Source organism: Calothrix anomala FACHB-343 (genome assembly GCF_014696435.1).
Lineage (GTDB): Bacteria > Cyanobacteriota > Cyanobacteriia > Cyanobacteriales > Nostocaceae > Aulosira > Aulosira anomala_A.
On sequence record NZ_JACJQG010000009.1, the window covers coordinates 11,661 to 26,004 of the forward strand.

The following is a 14,344-nucleotide window of genomic DNA, read 5'->3' on the forward strand; positions in this document are numbered from 1 at the left end:
ATGTTGTCAATTATTGCACCATTAGCAATTATTGCGATCGCCATAATCTTTATGTTTAAGCGCATTGATGTGCGGTTAAGTTTAGGATTATGTGCAGCAGGTTTGTTTATCATTGCAGGTAAATTACCGCAACTTTTCGTCACAATTAGTCAACAAATGACAAATGAAAAGACGGTAGTTCCCATCTGTACAGCGATGGGGTTTGCCTATGTTTTAAAATTAACAGAATGCGATCGCCACTTGACGCACTTATTACTAGCACCTTTGCGTCAGGGAAAATGGTTGTTAATTCCTGGGGGAATTATTGCGGCTTACATTGTGAATATGGCACTCATTAGTCAGTCAAGCACAGCCGCAATTGTGGGAACCGTATTATTACCTTTACTACAAGCAGCAGGAATCGCCCCAGTTATCGGCGGTTCGCTGTTATTGCTGGGTTCTTCGATGGGTGGCGAGTTATTCAACCCAGGCGCAGTAGAAATCATCAAACTAGCGGATTTGACAAAACAATCAATCCCAATAATTGTAGGGCGGGTGTTACCTGTGAATCTTTTGGCAAGTATCACCGCCTTAATTGTATTTTGCATCTTGGTTTTCATCTTTTCTAAAAAAACAGCAGGCGAAATATCACCCACAACTTCCAGCGATGCCAATATGGAAGAATTAGATAAACCCTTTCGGGTGAATCTCATTAAAGCATTTATTCCCTTACTACCATTAACACTGTTGTTTATCGTTCCTGCGTTTGTAAAGCTTCCCCAGGAATTTGATAATAGCGTGTCTATCGCCGCCGCAATGTTAATTGCAGTTACAGCCGCCGGCTTAACTACTCCCAAAGAATCGCCAAATCTAGCAGCAGCGTTTTTTGAAGGTGCAGGTTTTGCTTACGCCAACATCATTTCTATCTTTGTTGTCGCTACAATTTTTACAGAAGGAATCAAAGTTAATGGATTAATTGAACATCTCACCAATGCATTAGCAAATCGTCCAGTTGTCGTAGAAATTGCCAGCTTAATTTTACCTTTTACCTTAGCAGGAATTACTGGTTCTGGCAGCGCCTCTGCCCTAGCTGTGATGAATATACTCGTACCAGTAGCCATAACAATGAATTTAGATGCCATTCATATTGGCGCACTCACATCAGTAGCAGCACAATTAGGGCGCACCTTAAGCCCTGTAGCCGCAGTTGTAATTATCAGTGCTACCATATCTCGACAAGCACCACTAAATTTAGTCAAATTAGTAGCAATCCCGCTTATTTGCGCCTTGGGAGTAACCCTAATAGCAACACTATGCAACTTGATGTGAGAAGAAATACCAATTCTGGCTCAAATTACACTACATGGGAGCATCCCAAATGTGCAAAAACGCCCTCACCCTATAAGGGTGGGGCTAGAAATACGAAGCCTGCCTTCGCAGGCTATCAAACTTTTAGCCTGCGAAGGCAGGCTTTGTTGGTATAGCAATACCCTAGAAGGGTATTGCGTCAAAATTGGGATGCTCCCGAGATAACTAGTTTCTCTAGGGCGAGAAATAGCCAAAAAGCGATCGCCCCTTATATCGTGTGAGGCGATCGCTAAATATTGCCATATGAGATTATAACTACAATCACAACTATTCTGACTTACGATGCCATTGCCCGTTATCGCCTTTTTCATAATCCCGTTTTACAGCACTCCAGGCAACACGAAATGCGGCTTCTTCTTCATTGTATTCTTTTAAAGCATTGTTAAATGCAGCCTTAAAAATCTCTTGGGCGTGTTTGGGTAAATGTTCTTTAACAGAATCGGGTAAATCATCAAGTTGTTGGTAAGGCATATATTTCATCAGGGTAAATTTGCCAAATCAACCCAAAAATCTATAAAGTAATTGTTTCCTGTTGAAACTGAGATTCACTATCCCAATAATCAGATCTAGTGATGTTGATTTTTAGCAAAGCAATATCAGGTTCATCTAATCCTTGGGGAAACCAAGCTTGGAGTTCTGGTTTCCAAAAATGTTGCATTTGCTGACGATCTTTGATTAATTCAGCAATACCTGAGATGGAAATATATCGCTGCGCGTCATCAGATTTGAAACTAATATTGACTTGTTGACTATTTTTAATTTCAAATACCTTGTGGGTACTAGCGTTAGTAAAAAACCAAATTGTACCATCAGCCTGAATATCGCTAGTTCTTTCCATCGGGCGACTGTGTAAACTACCATCTTCATCAATGGTGGTTAACATACCACAGTCAATATCTTGAATAAGTCTAGCCAACTGATAAATATTTGGATTTTGTTCAGTAGTAGTTGTCATGTACAGTACTCTGTTTTGTTTACAACTAATTAGCGCCGTTAATAATTTTCTATTTCCATATCAACATTTTCCCTAGTTAATTACTTGCGCCTAAAGGTATAATTTTGCTATATTTAAATTACGGTTGCTGCCGGAAGAGAAAATTATTCAATTAGAAAATATACTTGTTTTCCTCTGACCAGAGATGGTTTTTCAGCCAATTGGAAGATGAAATTATCCAAAAATCATGCCGGAATGGTAGTATCACATCTATACAGAAATTCTCTGAACCAAGCTTATGCAAGTTAAAGAACCACAATCAGAATATGTAGAAGCTACTTTACCGCAAAATATAGCCACAGTTGAAATTGCCGCACCAGGGCAGATTACAACAGTAGCAAATACCGAGCAATCTGATAATAAAGAATCGGAAATTGGCAGAACAATTTCTGAATTGATAGCAAGAGCTTCACAAAATATAGGCAATTTCGTCAATGAATATCCACTGCCAGTTTTTAGCTTTGCTGTGCTGGTTATAGGCGTTATTGTCTTGAGGATATTATTAGCAATTACAGAAGCATTAAATGGTATTCCATTAGTTGCTTCATTTTTTGAATTAATTGGCTTTGGTTATGTAACCTGGCTAGTATCTCGCTATGCAATCAAAGCAATAAATCGGCAAAAATTAACATAATAAAAAAAAGTCTGCGGAAAATGACGGAGAAAGCTACTAGTACAACAAGGCAAAAGTCAAAAGTCAAAAGTCAAAAGGTTAATATATCAAGGCTTGTGACTGTTTGAAATGGTAGCTTGATTTAGGTTGTATTGTGCTAGATAAATAGCTTTCAATATGAATAAATGTAAGGTGGGCAACGCTCATCTTACAATATCTAAAATATTTTCCAAATAAAATAGAATAACTATTTATAATATTTACAGCTAAATTTAAATTGATATTTCATGGATGATTCAATATTTATAATATTTCTGGCTTTTGGTTTTCTGTGGCTGCTGATGGGAGTTGGGGGGTGGATTGCATTTCTTAAATCGGAGGGAGAGGAAATTAAAGTTGGTAAATGGGGTTTGATAGTAGCTATCCCGATTTTAATTCCCATAATTATTGCCCTAATTATTGGGGCAGTTTATCGCTAATGAGAGCGATGAAATCTTACCCAAGCTGTCATTAACAATATGATTAATTGAGAATTTTGCATGATTTACTGTGGTTGTCTTTGCGCGTAAAGTCGATCGCAGTAAATAGCCCAAGCAACGCCAAATAAACCACTTAAAGAACCTGCGATCGCAGCTACTACACCCCAGCCTAATGGCCCCATCCAGTTAGAAATCTCTTTGAGGAGTGCTGTATTGACTTTACTGACTACATAAGCCGTACCAGCACCCGCAACAGTAACAAATCCTAACTCGGTCAAAATTTCCACCAGTTGTTTGCTAGATAAATCTTCTGCAAAATAAATTTTCCAAATGTTGGTATACATCAGAATATCAGAAGCAGTTAACAGAATTTGTTTAGGAATTTCTCCGCCAAAGGTGGGCGCAGCAGAAGCTGTAGCACTACCCACAGAATAAGTAGCGATCGCTAAAGCAGCATCTAATCTTTTTTGTCCGAGATTAGTCACAGTCTGATCTCCAATTATTATTTATATCTATTGTGACAATTTAATTGTGCGGCTTGTAATTTTTCCCTAAATCATCAACCTTCTAGGGTGAGCATAACGGCTCAACTTCTGCATCTTTCTAATATTCCCATCAGTTGCATCCAATGCCGCAGTAATCGCTGAATGTATCACCCTGAACTAACATCGGTTTCTTCACCCCGCCTTCTTAAAAGCCGCCTTCACTAGTTTCTAGATTGGATTTATCAGCTAACGAAATGCTGCAGTTTTTGATTGGGGTAGTTCACAAACACCAATGGATATGGCACACTATGTTTGTAGAATTAGAGTAATTTTTCCTACTTATTATCAAAGAAATGCCACTTCTACCCCGTTCGCACAGCTTGTGGTTACTTCCTATAGCGGTGACTTTGAGCAGCTTTACATTTAATACTACAAAAGCTATAGCTAAAACTACTTACCCATTTAGTGCTAACTACGATATATTTTCTACATCTATACCTATTACACAGAACGTCTCAGCTGCATCTCTCTCAGGAGAAAGTACTGACGCCCCGTATAAACTAAACACAATTAATGGTTTAACTTACGTTGAAGTTGACTTTGCTACAGGTTTTTTTCGTTTCAACACAGATCCAACTATTTTTGGCTTACAAGACTTACCAGTTGGGTCTATAGTATTCGGAAGTGGGATTAACAAGTTATTTGGAACAGATATTGCTGTTGGACAAATTGACTTTACAACCAATACAGCAAAAGCTTCTGGTACTTTCACTATTACTGGTGGTGAGGGCATATTTGCAGGAGCCACCGGCACACTGAGCTTTGTTGAGTTTGATACACTCAGTTTTGATCCTGCTATTCCAACCAAAGCTAGAGCTTCAGTCAATGGCTTCATTCAAACAGTTCCAGAACCTAAAACTAACAAAGCAATAATTGCTATGGGTGCGATTGGAGTTGGTGTCTTGCTCCGACATCGTCGTTGTTATAGAGAGCGAAAAATTCTCAGGGATATGACGGAGACAATGCGGTAAAATTGCTCAATGTTGGATTCTACTGAAAGAGCCATATTTCATTAAAAGCGACGCAGTTTGAAACCGCAGGTGCAGAAATTACCGCTGCAGAGATTCGCCAACTATTGCCAATTGTGGTGAATAATCTACAAGACTTTACCATGCAATCTACCGATTGCAAAGGTATTTTAGTAGCAAAAGCAGGTAAAGCACTGTATACCCTCTGTAGAGGTAACACCACTTAACCGCTTTGTGACTTTGGGTAAAACGCCTTGGTTGTAAGCTGTCAGCACCGTTTATGACCCTTGCATTTATGGCGCTGCTAGTAATTCCAAAGTTGAAAGTGAGCGATCAAGGATTGTTTAATAGTCAAGATTTTCAATTAGTACCATTGTGGATTGACTAATACTTATAACAAACCCAAATCCTGTAAACTGCGGCGTGTAATCTCAATTCTTAACGGTGCTGATTCTGGTTTTTGCAGGTTAATATTAGTAGCAAAAAAATAGACATTATTATTTTGTTCTAGATAACCAACAAACCAGCCAATTTCCGGTTTACTACTGGTTAACCATCCCGTCTTTCCTCGTAACGTGTATTTTGGAGTTTGTTCGCGGATCATGATATCTTTTACCAGTTCCATTTTTCGCTGAGAAAATGGTAAATTACCTTGATATAAGCGTTGCAAAAAATTAATTTGCTCTTTGGGTGTAATTTTTAATGGCCCTTGTAGCCAAAAGCGATCGATATCTGCATCTGTACCAATTTGACGGTTACCATACCCCACTTTATTAATGAATTCCTGCATCCGTTCATATCCCGCTTTACGCGCTAAAACTTGATAAAACCAGACTGTAGAATTCTTAAAAGCTTGACGCAAATTTGTATCTTGATTCCAAGTTTCTATCTCTCGGTGAATTCCATCCCAAGTGAGAACAGCCACATCATTAGCAATAACTCCCGTTTCTAACGCCACCAAGGAGTTAAAAATTTTGAATGTCGAAGCGGGAACCATTGCTGTAGCGTTGCGTTGCGGGTTATGTTCGTAGGTGCGATTGTTTTTTAAGTCGTAAATTACAATTGAACCTTCCACCCCTAATTGTTGAAAATGTCGCCCTAAATTTGGTGTTGCTGCAACTATTTTATTATCGTTAGCAATGGTAGAAGAATTAGCAACACCAGAAATTGCTGGGTAACTAATTGCGATCGCTAAAACAAGACTGGCAATAGCTGTGAAAATGAAAAATGGCACGCGCCATATAGAAAACAATATTTTTCTCCTTGTAAAATAATTATGTTAGCCACTGACTGCACGTACAGCAGTAGCGATCGCATTTTCTATAGCAATATCCTTCTGTGAATAGATGATATTTTCCGAAACAGTACGCTGGGCAACTACAGCACATACAGCCGCAGCCGCAAATTGATACACTCCCGCCATTTTAAACAGAGTGCCACATTCCATTTCATAGTTCAAGATATTCAATTGGCGATATTCGGCGGTAATTCCTTGGAGCGATCGCATTAAATAAGGATTAGCTGAATCTGTGCGTTCCTGTCCTTCGTAAAAGGTATCTACCGAAGCCGTAATTCCTAAATGATGCTCAACGCCTAACTCTTGCGCAGCTTTCACCAACGCCACCGTCAGAAACGGATCGGCTACGGCTGGATATTCCACAGGCGCAATATCATTAGCTGCACCTTGGCGACATAACGCCGCACTACTAATGACAATACTACCCACCGATACATGGCTTTGAATCGAACCGCAAGTACCAATACGAATAATTTGCCGGATACCTAACTGTATCAACTCATTGACAACAATACTTAAAGAAGGCGCACCCATCCCACTAGTAGCAGATAAAATAGGGCGATTATTAGCTAAATAGCCCAGATAGCTATTTAGTCCCCGATTTTCTGACAATAAGCGCACATCGCGGAAATGAGTTTGTGCAATCAAACGCGCCCGTTCCGGATCGCCAGATAATAAAGCTATTGTCGGTGGAGAATTACCCAAGTCTTCTTGTCCAAAACCAAGATGATAGAACTGTTTACCAGTCATAGATTGTCAAAATATTCGCTAGAAATTAATGGTTTATTGTCAGGATTTCAGCCCTCAAATTAGAAATAAAAAGAAAATCAGAAATATAAATCATTTTATTCCTGAATCTGATGACTAACCAAATTTAGGGTACAAACAGTTATCGAAAGTTATATTTTTTTGTCAAAATCAAATTCTTTTGTTTATTAGTTCTAAGATGGAATTTTATAACCTCAGCGAAAATATTTTCTACCCCGTGAAGCAAGAATCACCGCACTTATAGGGCGGTGAGTGTCAATAGGCTCATAGGCTAGGCAAAACGACAGGAGTCGAATTACTCAATTCAAATCTAATGTTTCAAACAGGAGATAGACTGTCATGCCGCAACAAAATGCTGCTCAACTTTTTAAAGCTGTAAAACAGGATCAAGCATTAAAGCAAAGACTAAAAGCCACATCCAATCCCGAAGCCTTTATCCAAATTGCTCAAGAACGTGGCTATAATTTCACAGTTGCAGAATTAGAAGCAGAAATTGCCAAATTATCTGAAGAAGATTTAGCAGCTATTATCAATCCCGGATGGGGCCCTAGACAGCACATTCATCCTAGATAATTTTGCATCTGGTACCGCTATGCGGAAGTCAACAGTCAAAAGTCAAAAGTCAAAACGTTAATATTAGGACTTACGCACCGAACACAAAAACCCTCACAAGGGTGGTCAAAAGTCAAAAGTCAATGGTCAAAATTCAGGTTTTTGGACTATGGACTATTGACCATTGACAAAAAGCATGAAAAATATCTGACACTGCGTAAGTCCTAAATATATCAAGGCTTGTGACTATTTGAAATAGTAGCTTTATTTACGCCGTGCTGTACTAATTAGTTACAAGATTGATTACTTTTTGTCTAAACTCATCCAATAAAAAACAAGCCCACAAAGGTGGGCTTTGTAACAATAGCCCCAGGCTTCTAGCCTGCGGGCGTTATTTTTGGCTATGAGAGAGACTTTTTCTCATGGAAAAATACTCAATGCCCAATGCCCCATGCCCCATGCCCAATGCCCAATGCCCCATGCCCCATGCCCATATCCTATTCCGAACTCCCATCTCTTCTACCGAGTTCGTAAATACCGGAACCGATGCAAGCAAGTATACCAGTACTTATGCCCCAACTCGGGCCTAAACTGATTTCTAGCCCCCAGTGGACTAAAGCACCGACTATCAAAAAAGGCACAATACTAAACAAAGAAGCGTAAAAAGCGTTTTGGGATTCTCTAGCTTTGCGCGTTTTTTCAAATTCTGTTTTACTAGTGTAGAGCGATCGCTCGGCAAAGTTAAACCAACGGTTAAGTTGCTCAATTACCCATTCACTCACCGAGGAAAAAGCTAAATATAACGCCAAAGACCACAAACTCGCTCCCGCGATCGCAATTGTGTCCAATTCAAACTGGAAGGGCCAAATATCTGTCAGCATAGTTTGTCGGAGTCTTGTAAAGGCACAATTTTAGCTGTAAAGCTTTGATGAACGTCAAATTAGTCTTTTAAGTACATTAACTTAACAGCCTTTTGCCGGATTAGCAACTATCTTGAGCGTATATTATTTCAGTCACCACTGCTTTTTTGACTCATAATGTATGAATTAGCATCATGGTTATGTCCGTAAAAACCAGTAGAAACATTAGATATTAAAAATTACTTAATCCGTAATTACTAGCTAAACACTATGCTAATTAAAGACTATACTTGTGTACTGAAATGCAATAAAAATACTGATAAGCTCTAATTTTGCAATTTTTGATTTGAATCTCTAATCATACAGACTTGACAGTTAAAAAAGCATGATATTGTAGGCTAGATAACTTGACATAGAAATATGTACTAGCCATATATTGTCATGTCAACCATATTGAGATATCAAGAATTAAATAGCTTTCATCGCAGCTTTTAGAACCCAATTAAATTGAATTTTCACAGCAATTTATTAAAAATTTTATTGGATTGAGGCAGAAAAAATGAATCAGCAGCGACAAAAAGTATTAGTATCGGGAGCTACTTTATTAATATTAGGATTGAGTATTGCCAGCGTCGTTACTCTATTACCTAAACCAGAGAGCGCCAGAGCTAGAGAAGTTAAGTCAACCAAAGTCAATAAAAGTAATGCTTGGCTAGCCGCTTCTTTTCCTGTAGAGAATTTTCAAGCTTACACTTCTGCTTTTGGTTATCGCCGTTCAGCGACTGGTGGTGATAACTGGGAATTTCATGGCGGCTTAGATATAGCTGCGCCCCAAGGTAGTTATATCCGCAATTGGTGGGCTGGTAAAGTCATTAAAGTAGGCGATCGCAATGCCTGTGGTACTCATATCGTCATCAAATCCGGAGCCTGGGAGCATACCTACTGTCACATGGAAGGACATGTTGAAAGCGTCTCTGGGCGGCGTTATTTAGTCGATCGCACAGGTGGAATTCAAATCGCTGAAGGTCAACAAATACCTACTGGTATCAGAATTGGCAGAGTCGGCATGACCGGACGCACCACCGGGCCTCACCTGCACTGGGGACTCAAGTATGATAGCAACTATGTAGATCCAGCAATGGTTCTGCGGGAAATGTTTTCTCAGCAACAAATCGCCAGAAAAACCGGCTCTACAGTTGATGCTCAACAATCACAAGTCATCATTGAAGAATCAAAATATACTCGCGATTCCGGTTATTAATGCCAAATTGTAGGGGCGGAGTAACCCCCACCTGTGTCAACTTAAGCTCAAACGCTTACCCCACAAGCCTTTTACCCCTCCCCTTAATCCCCTCCCCGTAAACGGGGAGGGGACGTTTTGGCTTTAGACAAAACTGGGGTGGGGTAACGCGGATATTGATGGTAGGCGATTTGATGCAAAATCGAGTCCTGATGAGGGTTTCGCGTTAAGTTGACACCAATGGGTAACCCTGCCCCTACAAGTTGTGGGTTTGGTAAGTTAATGATTGGAATATTTTTTTATTTGGAAGTACCTTAGAGTTAGTCCACGAGCATCTTTTGGATTCTAATCTAAAATCTAAAATCCAAAATCTAAAATTATTGCCAATGCCCAATGCCCCATGCCCAATACTTAATTTCCTACTTGATAAAAGTTTATACCTTCCGGAAAACATACTTCTTGGACTGAAGGTTGCCTCAAGATGCGTTATACACTTGAGATATGGTCATAAAACGATCGCATTGGCAGTTAGGATTGTTACTCCTATTTATGGTGCTGGGAACACCCTCAATTCCAGCAACACAAGCACAAACAAATAACCAAGAAGAAACATTAATAGAGGCTGTTACCGTAGATCAAGTTGATGTGTTGAAACAGTACTTAGATAACGGCGGCGATCCCGATAGATATTTTGCGCTGGCGGTAAGTAATGGTTCCATGCAGAGTGTAGAATTAATGCTGCAACGGGGAGCAAATGTGAATATTGCCGATCCAAATGGTATAACTCCGTTAATGGTTGCAGCTAGGTATACCTATCGTGCGGGAATAGAAATGACAAAATTTTTACTAGATAAAGGTGCTTTAGTGAATGCAAAAACTCAAAAAGATAGCACTGCACTAATGTTTGCTTGTTCGCCAGTAGCTCAACACTACGAAGATGATTATGTCAAAGTTGTGAAAATGCTACTTGCCAAGGGCGCACAGATAAATGTTAAAAACAAGCTGGGTGCAACACCGCTAAGTATCGCAACTCAAGGTAATTGGCAGAAGATCGTTGCTGTTCTTAAGAAGGCTGGGGCGAAAGTATAAATAGTCATTTGCCATTTGTCATTTGTCATTGGTTAGTTTAGTTATTCTCTGCGTTTCTTTGTTTCTTTGTCTGTTTTTATCTGACTACTCATTAATTTTGGTAACTATAATTAATTAAGGATAAATGTAGGTTGGGTTGAGGAAAGAAACCCAACATTTTCAGCGATTTGTTGGGTTTTTACACGGTAAACTCAACCTACGCGGGTTAAGGTTTTTGACGCTAAATGAACGGTATTGAACTACAGTTAGTTTACTAGACTAATAGATTTAGCAATAATTACGGGTTTTTTCAGATAACTTGTATAGTCTGCGTCTGGTAAATCTAAATTAAAATCTCGTTCGACATCAGGAATTACTAATCTCCGAACTTCACCTTTAATTTCTATTCTTTTATTGGTATTGGTAGGTAACTCAAAAATTACATTTGAGGCATTCACAACTAATAGAGATTCTTGGCTACTTCCTGGGCGATCGTTGATGAGAAAGGAATTAGAGTTTATTGTCTTAACTGGCTTGCTTCTGATGGTGATGGTTTCTCCAATAAATTCGCCAGTATTTGTAGTTACTTTTGATGTGCTACTCAGATTAGGAAATCGATTGCTACCCTGTCCATCGGTGTAGTCCCATTTTACAAAAGCAGCTATCATTACTAAAGTAGCTAACAATATTGCATCTTGTAGCCTTAATGTCCGAGGAGGACTTGTTACTCTAGAATCAGTATTAGTATTTTGCTGAGATTGACTGCGATCAAATATAGTCATAATAGTAGGCTTTTAAAAATGATTATTTGTGTAAAATGTTTTTTTTTGAGCAACTTAGATAATCACTAAGGAAGATATTAATAATCTCCCTTAGCGAATAGATATCACTACCTGCACCTATTCCTACAGCTACTGCGGTTATATTCTGTCAGCTAATGAATGGCTGAGTTACAGAACATTTGGCATTAGCTTGTTTACTAAAATCTAGAATTTGATATTAATAAAAAATCTCTATAAGTTTCTTCCTGCTTAAGTGATAAAATTGTTTTAAAATAACAATGGTTAGCACTACTTTAGATATAGGTAAAGTACAAATAATCGTTGATTGCAGGGTCATGACAATACCCATTGGTGTCAACTTACAGCAATTTTCAGGTAAATCGACCACACTGTAGGGGCACGGCATCCATAATCTTCTCGTATGTACAATAATCTTACTGTTGCCGTGCCCCTACTACGATTGTGGTTCAAATGTATGAAAACTGCTGTAACTTCAAAAGCTTACCCCACAAGTCTTTTACTCCTCCCCTAACCCCTCCCCTTGCCAAGGGGAGGGGAAGTTTTGGCTTTAGACAAAACTGGGGTGGGGTAACGCAGAGCTTGATGGTAGACGATGGAATCCGCTCATCACTTATTGGCAACGGTTTCACGTTAAGTTGACACCAATGGACAGTGCCATACCCCTATCGACTTACCTTATTTACCTGAAATACACTGTAGATAGAATGGTAGAGATAGGCGCGATCGCCATTTATTGCTATACAAAACTTAAGATATAAATCTTTATAAAATGCATAAATTAAATGTTAATCCAAGCTTTGAATTTATTCATAAAAATTAACTATGACTGAGGTTAAAAATTTTCAGGTTGAGTCTACTATCTCGACAAAAAAGAAAGGTAAATCACTACCGCCAAAGCTAATTATTCAGCTTGGTAGGTTTGTGTGGACAACTATGTGGCAAACTATGATGTCGAAAATTGCTCCGCGCAACAAGTCGGGAGAATATCTTCGTCCTAGCAGTCAATTTAGAAATTCTATTAGCGCACAGACAAATAGTCTCTATCCAGCAGCCACAGGACGGTATCATCTCTATGTAGGGTTGAGTTGTCCTTGGGCGCATCGTACCTTAATTTTACGGACTTTGAAGGGATTAGAAGATGCAATATCTGTAACTGTAGTTGTTCCTTCAGCGATCGCAGGTGGTTGGATATTTGATGAACCAGAATTAGATTGTGCTAGTCTGGCGCAATTATATCAACTAGCACAACCGGGTTATAGCGGTAGGGCTACAGTTCCCGTTTTATGGGACAAACAAACAAATACTATTGTTAATAACGAAAGTTCAGAAATTATCGTTATGCTGAACTCAGAATTTAATGAGTTCGCTGGTAATCCGACACTGAATTTGTATCCAGAAGCATTAAAAGAAAAGATTGATAGCTGGAATGAGAAGGTTTATCACAGTGTAAATAACGGTGTTTATCGTTGCGGTTTTGCTCAAACCCAACAAGCTTACAATCTAGCTATAGATGAATTATTCACGACATTAGATGAAATTGAAGCCGTACTAGACACCAATAGATATTTGTGTGGAAATAATCTCACCCTTGCAGATGTGCGGCTATTTACAACATTATTCCGCTTTGATGTCGCTTATTATGGAATTTTTAAATGTAACCGCCGACGAATTCAAGATTATCCCAACTTAGGAGCTTACTTAAGAGATATATATCAACTTCCTGGTGTGGCTGACACCTGTAATTTAGAAAGCGTGAAGCAAGATTATTATGGTAATTTATTTCCGTTAAATCCTGGCGGAATTATTCCTTCCGGGCCAGATATGTCATATTTGTTAACACCACACGATCGCGATCGCATCGGTTGAACAAGAAAATGAGATCGCCTTAATATTTGTAGTGCGGGCATCTTGCCCGCGCGAGCAAGATGCTCGCACTACTTATTTTTACTTGATGCCTTAAGCCGTACCAGCAGCTTGATCCGGTTTATTAAAGCCAGAGCCACCATTCCATGACAGCATTACCCGTGAGACGCCAGTGAAGAGAATGCTGACGCCGAGTAAAGTTCCAATCAACCAAGGTGCATTAAAAGGCCATTGAAACCAAATCATTGCACCCAAAATTAAAGTGATAATACCATCACCTAATACCCATGTCCAGTTTTGTTGGGGACGCAATCTAAATGCGAGAATTAACTCAAACACACCTTCAGTTAATAAGAAGCTACCCAGCAATAAAGTTAGTGTCAAAATACCTGTAGATGGGTAAATCAACAGCATTACACCAGTTGCAATGTAGAGTACGCCTAATAAAACTTTCCAAACTAAACCGCCTTCGTTACGGGTGTTATATGCATAGAAGAGTTTAGCGAATCCAGCAGAGGCGAGAATCACTGCTACCCAGGCTTCTGCGAAAATTGTCGAGATAGCCGGAAGTGCGATCGCAATAATTCCCAAGACAATCAAGAGAACACCAGTTAACAGAGATTTATTATCACTCTTGTTAATTTCATTAGAAACATTAGAAACATTGCCTGTCATAGCAATTTTATCCTTAAATACCTATTTATTGAACTCTCAATTTAGGCTAAGGAATTTTGCCTATGAAGACATCACCCTAAGGTAGACTAATCGGTTTAGCAACAGTTGATAAGTAGTAATCCTGAAGAAGTACAAAATAAATTATCCCAAATTTTAGGGGCGGGGTTACCCCCATTGGTGTCAACTTAACGCTAAATCCGGTTACCGCAAGGAACTGAAGTTCCTTGCTCATAGCCAAAGTCATCTCAAGATGACTAAATATCCTCAAAATC

16 protein-coding genes and 2 pseudogenes are annotated in these 14,344 nt (G+C 39.1%); 9 read left to right on the plus strand and 9 right to left on the minus strand.

The features are described from left to right. Complete coding sequence (gene dcuC, locus H6G08_RS06550) at positions 1-1,308, plus strand: C4-dicarboxylate transporter DcuC (RefSeq protein WP_190538721.1); 1,308 nt, start codon at positions 1-3, stop codon at positions 1,306-1,308. A 306-nt stretch (positions 1,309-1,614) separates the two neighbouring features. Here dcuC and H6G08_RS06555 read toward each other — a convergent pair whose 3' ends face one another. Together H6G08_RS06555 and H6G08_RS06560 are read right to left on the minus strand one after the other, a co-directional pair. Beyond that, positions 1,615-1,818 (minus strand): ChaB family protein, encoded by a 204-nt coding sequence (locus H6G08_RS06555; RefSeq protein ID WP_190539810.1) that lies wholly within the window; start codon positions 1,816-1,818, stop codon positions 1,615-1,617. A gap of 40 nt (positions 1,819-1,858) precedes the next feature. Then, the gene (locus H6G08_RS06560; RefSeq protein WP_190539812.1) at positions 1,859-2,302 is read right to left on the minus strand and encodes a pyridoxamine 5'-phosphate oxidase family protein; all 444 of its coding nucleotides are present in this window, start codon (positions 2,300-2,302) and stop codon (positions 1,859-1,861) included. Between the two features lie 277 nt (positions 2,303-2,579). Here H6G08_RS06560 and H6G08_RS06565 point away from each other — a divergent pair, with 277 nt between their 5' ends. Both H6G08_RS06565 and H6G08_RS06570 read left to right on the plus strand, forming a co-directional pair. Continuing rightward, the gene (locus H6G08_RS06565) at positions 2,580-2,975 is read left to right on the plus strand and encodes a CAAD domain-containing protein (RefSeq protein ID WP_190539814.1); all 396 of its coding nucleotides are present in this window, start codon (positions 2,580-2,582) and stop codon (positions 2,973-2,975) included. Between the two features lie 266 nt (positions 2,976-3,241). Continuing rightward, positions 3,242-3,433: a hypothetical protein gene (locus H6G08_RS06570; protein WP_190539816.1), complete on the plus strand. Its 192-nt coding sequence runs from the start codon at positions 3,242-3,244 to the stop codon at positions 3,431-3,433. A 65-nt stretch (positions 3,434-3,498) separates the two neighbouring features. On the opposite strand, the gene H6G08_RS06575 is transcribed toward H6G08_RS06570, so the two are convergent. Then, positions 3,499-3,918 carry a hypothetical protein gene (locus H6G08_RS06575; RefSeq protein WP_190539818.1) on the minus strand — a complete coding sequence of 140 codons (420 nt, stop codon included), beginning with the start codon at positions 3,916-3,918 and terminating at the stop codon, positions 3,499-3,501. 66 nt (positions 3,919-3,984) lie between these two features. Beyond that, positions 3,985-4,146 (minus strand): annotated as a pseudogene (locus tag H6G08_RS38650) (tyrosine-type recombinase/integrase); the annotation flags it as partial. 125 nt (positions 4,147-4,271) lie between these two features. Between H6G08_RS38650 and H6G08_RS06580 the strand changes: the two are divergent. Both H6G08_RS06580 and H6G08_RS06585 read left to right on the plus strand, forming a co-directional pair. Further along, the gene (locus tag H6G08_RS06580) at positions 4,272-4,949 is read left to right on the plus strand and encodes a hypothetical protein (protein ID WP_190539819.1); all 678 of its coding nucleotides are present in this window, start codon (positions 4,272-4,274) and stop codon (positions 4,947-4,949) included. Between the two features lie 250 nt (positions 4,950-5,199). Next, positions 5,200-5,334 (plus strand): annotated as a pseudogene (locus H6G08_RS06585) (adenine deaminase C-terminal domain-containing protein); the annotation flags it as partial. 3 nt (positions 5,335-5,337) lie between these two features. Here the strand turns inward: H6G08_RS06585 and blaOXA are convergent. Both blaOXA and H6G08_RS06595 read right to left on the minus strand, forming a co-directional pair. Then, positions 5,338-6,198, minus strand: a complete 861-nt coding sequence (gene blaOXA / locus H6G08_RS06590; protein ID WP_199322407.1) for a class D beta-lactamase — start codon at positions 6,196-6,198, stop codon at positions 5,338-5,340. A gap of 27 nt (positions 6,199-6,225) precedes the next feature. Beyond that, entirely contained in the window at positions 6,226-6,993 is a 768-nt protein-coding gene (locus H6G08_RS06595; protein WP_190539823.1) for a nucleoside phosphorylase, read from the minus strand. 357 nt (positions 6,994-7,350) lie between these two features. On the opposite strand from H6G08_RS06595, the gene H6G08_RS06600 reads away from it, so the two are divergent. Beyond that, positions 7,351-7,584 (plus strand): Nif11-like leader peptide family natural product precursor, encoded by a 234-nt coding sequence (locus tag H6G08_RS06600; protein ID WP_190539824.1) that lies wholly within the window; start codon positions 7,351-7,353, stop codon positions 7,582-7,584. 476 nt (positions 7,585-8,060) lie between these two features. Here H6G08_RS06600 and H6G08_RS06605 read toward each other — a convergent pair whose 3' ends face one another. Further along, on the minus strand, positions 8,061-8,444 hold the full coding sequence (locus tag H6G08_RS06605) for a hypothetical protein (RefSeq protein WP_190539825.1): 384 nt from the start codon (positions 8,442-8,444) through the stop codon (positions 8,061-8,063). Between the two features lie 538 nt (positions 8,445-8,982). On the opposite strand from H6G08_RS06605, the gene H6G08_RS06610 reads away from it, so the two are divergent. Together H6G08_RS06610 and H6G08_RS06615 are read left to right on the plus strand one after the other, a co-directional pair. Continuing rightward, positions 8,983-9,684: a M23 family metallopeptidase gene (locus H6G08_RS06610; RefSeq protein ID WP_190539827.1), complete on the plus strand. Its 702-nt coding sequence runs from the start codon at positions 8,983-8,985 to the stop codon at positions 9,682-9,684. Between the two features lie 480 nt (positions 9,685-10,164). Then, complete coding sequence (locus tag H6G08_RS06615) at positions 10,165-10,752, plus strand: ankyrin repeat domain-containing protein (protein ID WP_190539829.1); 588 nt, start codon at positions 10,165-10,167, stop codon at positions 10,750-10,752. Between the two features lie 245 nt (positions 10,753-10,997). Here the strand turns inward: H6G08_RS06615 and H6G08_RS06620 are convergent, their stop codons facing one another. Beyond that, the gene (locus tag H6G08_RS06620; RefSeq protein ID WP_190539830.1) at positions 10,998-11,513 is read right to left on the minus strand and encodes a hypothetical protein; all 516 of its coding nucleotides are present in this window, start codon (positions 11,511-11,513) and stop codon (positions 10,998-11,000) included. Positions 11,514-12,356: 843 nt separating this feature from the next. Here H6G08_RS06620 and H6G08_RS06625 point away from each other — a divergent pair. Continuing rightward, positions 12,357-13,400: a glutathione S-transferase family protein gene (locus tag H6G08_RS06625; protein WP_277877819.1), complete on the plus strand. Its 1,044-nt coding sequence runs from the start codon at positions 12,357-12,359 to the stop codon at positions 13,398-13,400. 90 nt (positions 13,401-13,490) lie between these two features. Here H6G08_RS06625 and H6G08_RS06630 read toward each other — a convergent pair whose 3' ends face one another. Continuing rightward, positions 13,491-14,072 carry an HdeD family acid-resistance protein gene (locus tag H6G08_RS06630; protein ID WP_190539832.1) on the minus strand — a complete coding sequence of 194 codons (582 nt, stop codon included), beginning with the start codon at positions 14,070-14,072 and terminating at the stop codon, positions 13,491-13,493. Between the last annotated feature and the right edge of the window lie 272 nt (positions 14,073-14,344).

Bases quoted from the DNA above. Each gene is read 5' to 3' on its own strand.
- dcuC (WP_190538721.1), top strand. From the start codon at position 1: ATGTTGTCAATTATTGCACCATTAGCAATTATTGCGATCGCCATAATC.
- H6G08_RS06555 (WP_190539810.1), bottom strand. From the start codon at position 1,818: ATGCCTTACCAACAACTTGATGATTTACCCGATTCTGTTAAAGAACAT.
- H6G08_RS06560 (WP_190539812.1), bottom strand. From the start codon at position 2,302: ATGACAACTACTACTGAACAAAATCCAAATATTTATCAGTTGGCTAGA.
- H6G08_RS06565 (WP_190539814.1), top strand. From the start codon at position 2,580: ATGCAAGTTAAAGAACCACAATCAGAATATGTAGAAGCTACTTTACCG.
- H6G08_RS06570 (WP_190539816.1), top strand. From the start codon at position 3,242: ATGGATGATTCAATATTTATAATATTTCTGGCTTTTGGTTTTCTGTGG.
- H6G08_RS06580 (WP_190539819.1), top strand. From the start codon at position 4,272: ATGCCACTTCTACCCCGTTCGCACAGCTTGTGGTTACTTCCTATAGCG.
- H6G08_RS06595 (WP_190539823.1), bottom strand. From the start codon at position 6,993: ATGACTGGTAAACAGTTCTATCATCTTGGTTTTGGACAAGAAGACTTG.
- H6G08_RS06600 (WP_190539824.1), top strand. From the start codon at position 7,351: ATGCCGCAACAAAATGCTGCTCAACTTTTTAAAGCTGTAAAACAGGAT.
- H6G08_RS06605 (WP_190539825.1), bottom strand. From the start codon at position 8,444: ATGCTGACAGATATTTGGCCCTTCCAGTTTGAATTGGACACAATTGCG.
- H6G08_RS06610 (WP_190539827.1), top strand. From the start codon at position 8,983: ATGAATCAGCAGCGACAAAAAGTATTAGTATCGGGAGCTACTTTATTA.
- H6G08_RS06615 (WP_190539829.1), top strand. From the start codon at position 10,165: ATGGTCATAAAACGATCGCATTGGCAGTTAGGATTGTTACTCCTATTT.
- H6G08_RS06620 (WP_190539830.1), bottom strand. From the start codon at position 11,513: ATGACTATATTTGATCGCAGTCAATCTCAGCAAAATACTAATACTGAT.
- H6G08_RS06625 (WP_277877819.1), top strand. From the start codon at position 12,357: ATGACTGAGGTTAAAAATTTTCAGGTTGAGTCTACTATCTCGACAAAA.
- H6G08_RS06630 (WP_190539832.1), bottom strand. From the start codon at position 14,072: ATGACAGGCAATGTTTCTAATGTTTCTAATGAAATTAACAAGAGTGAT.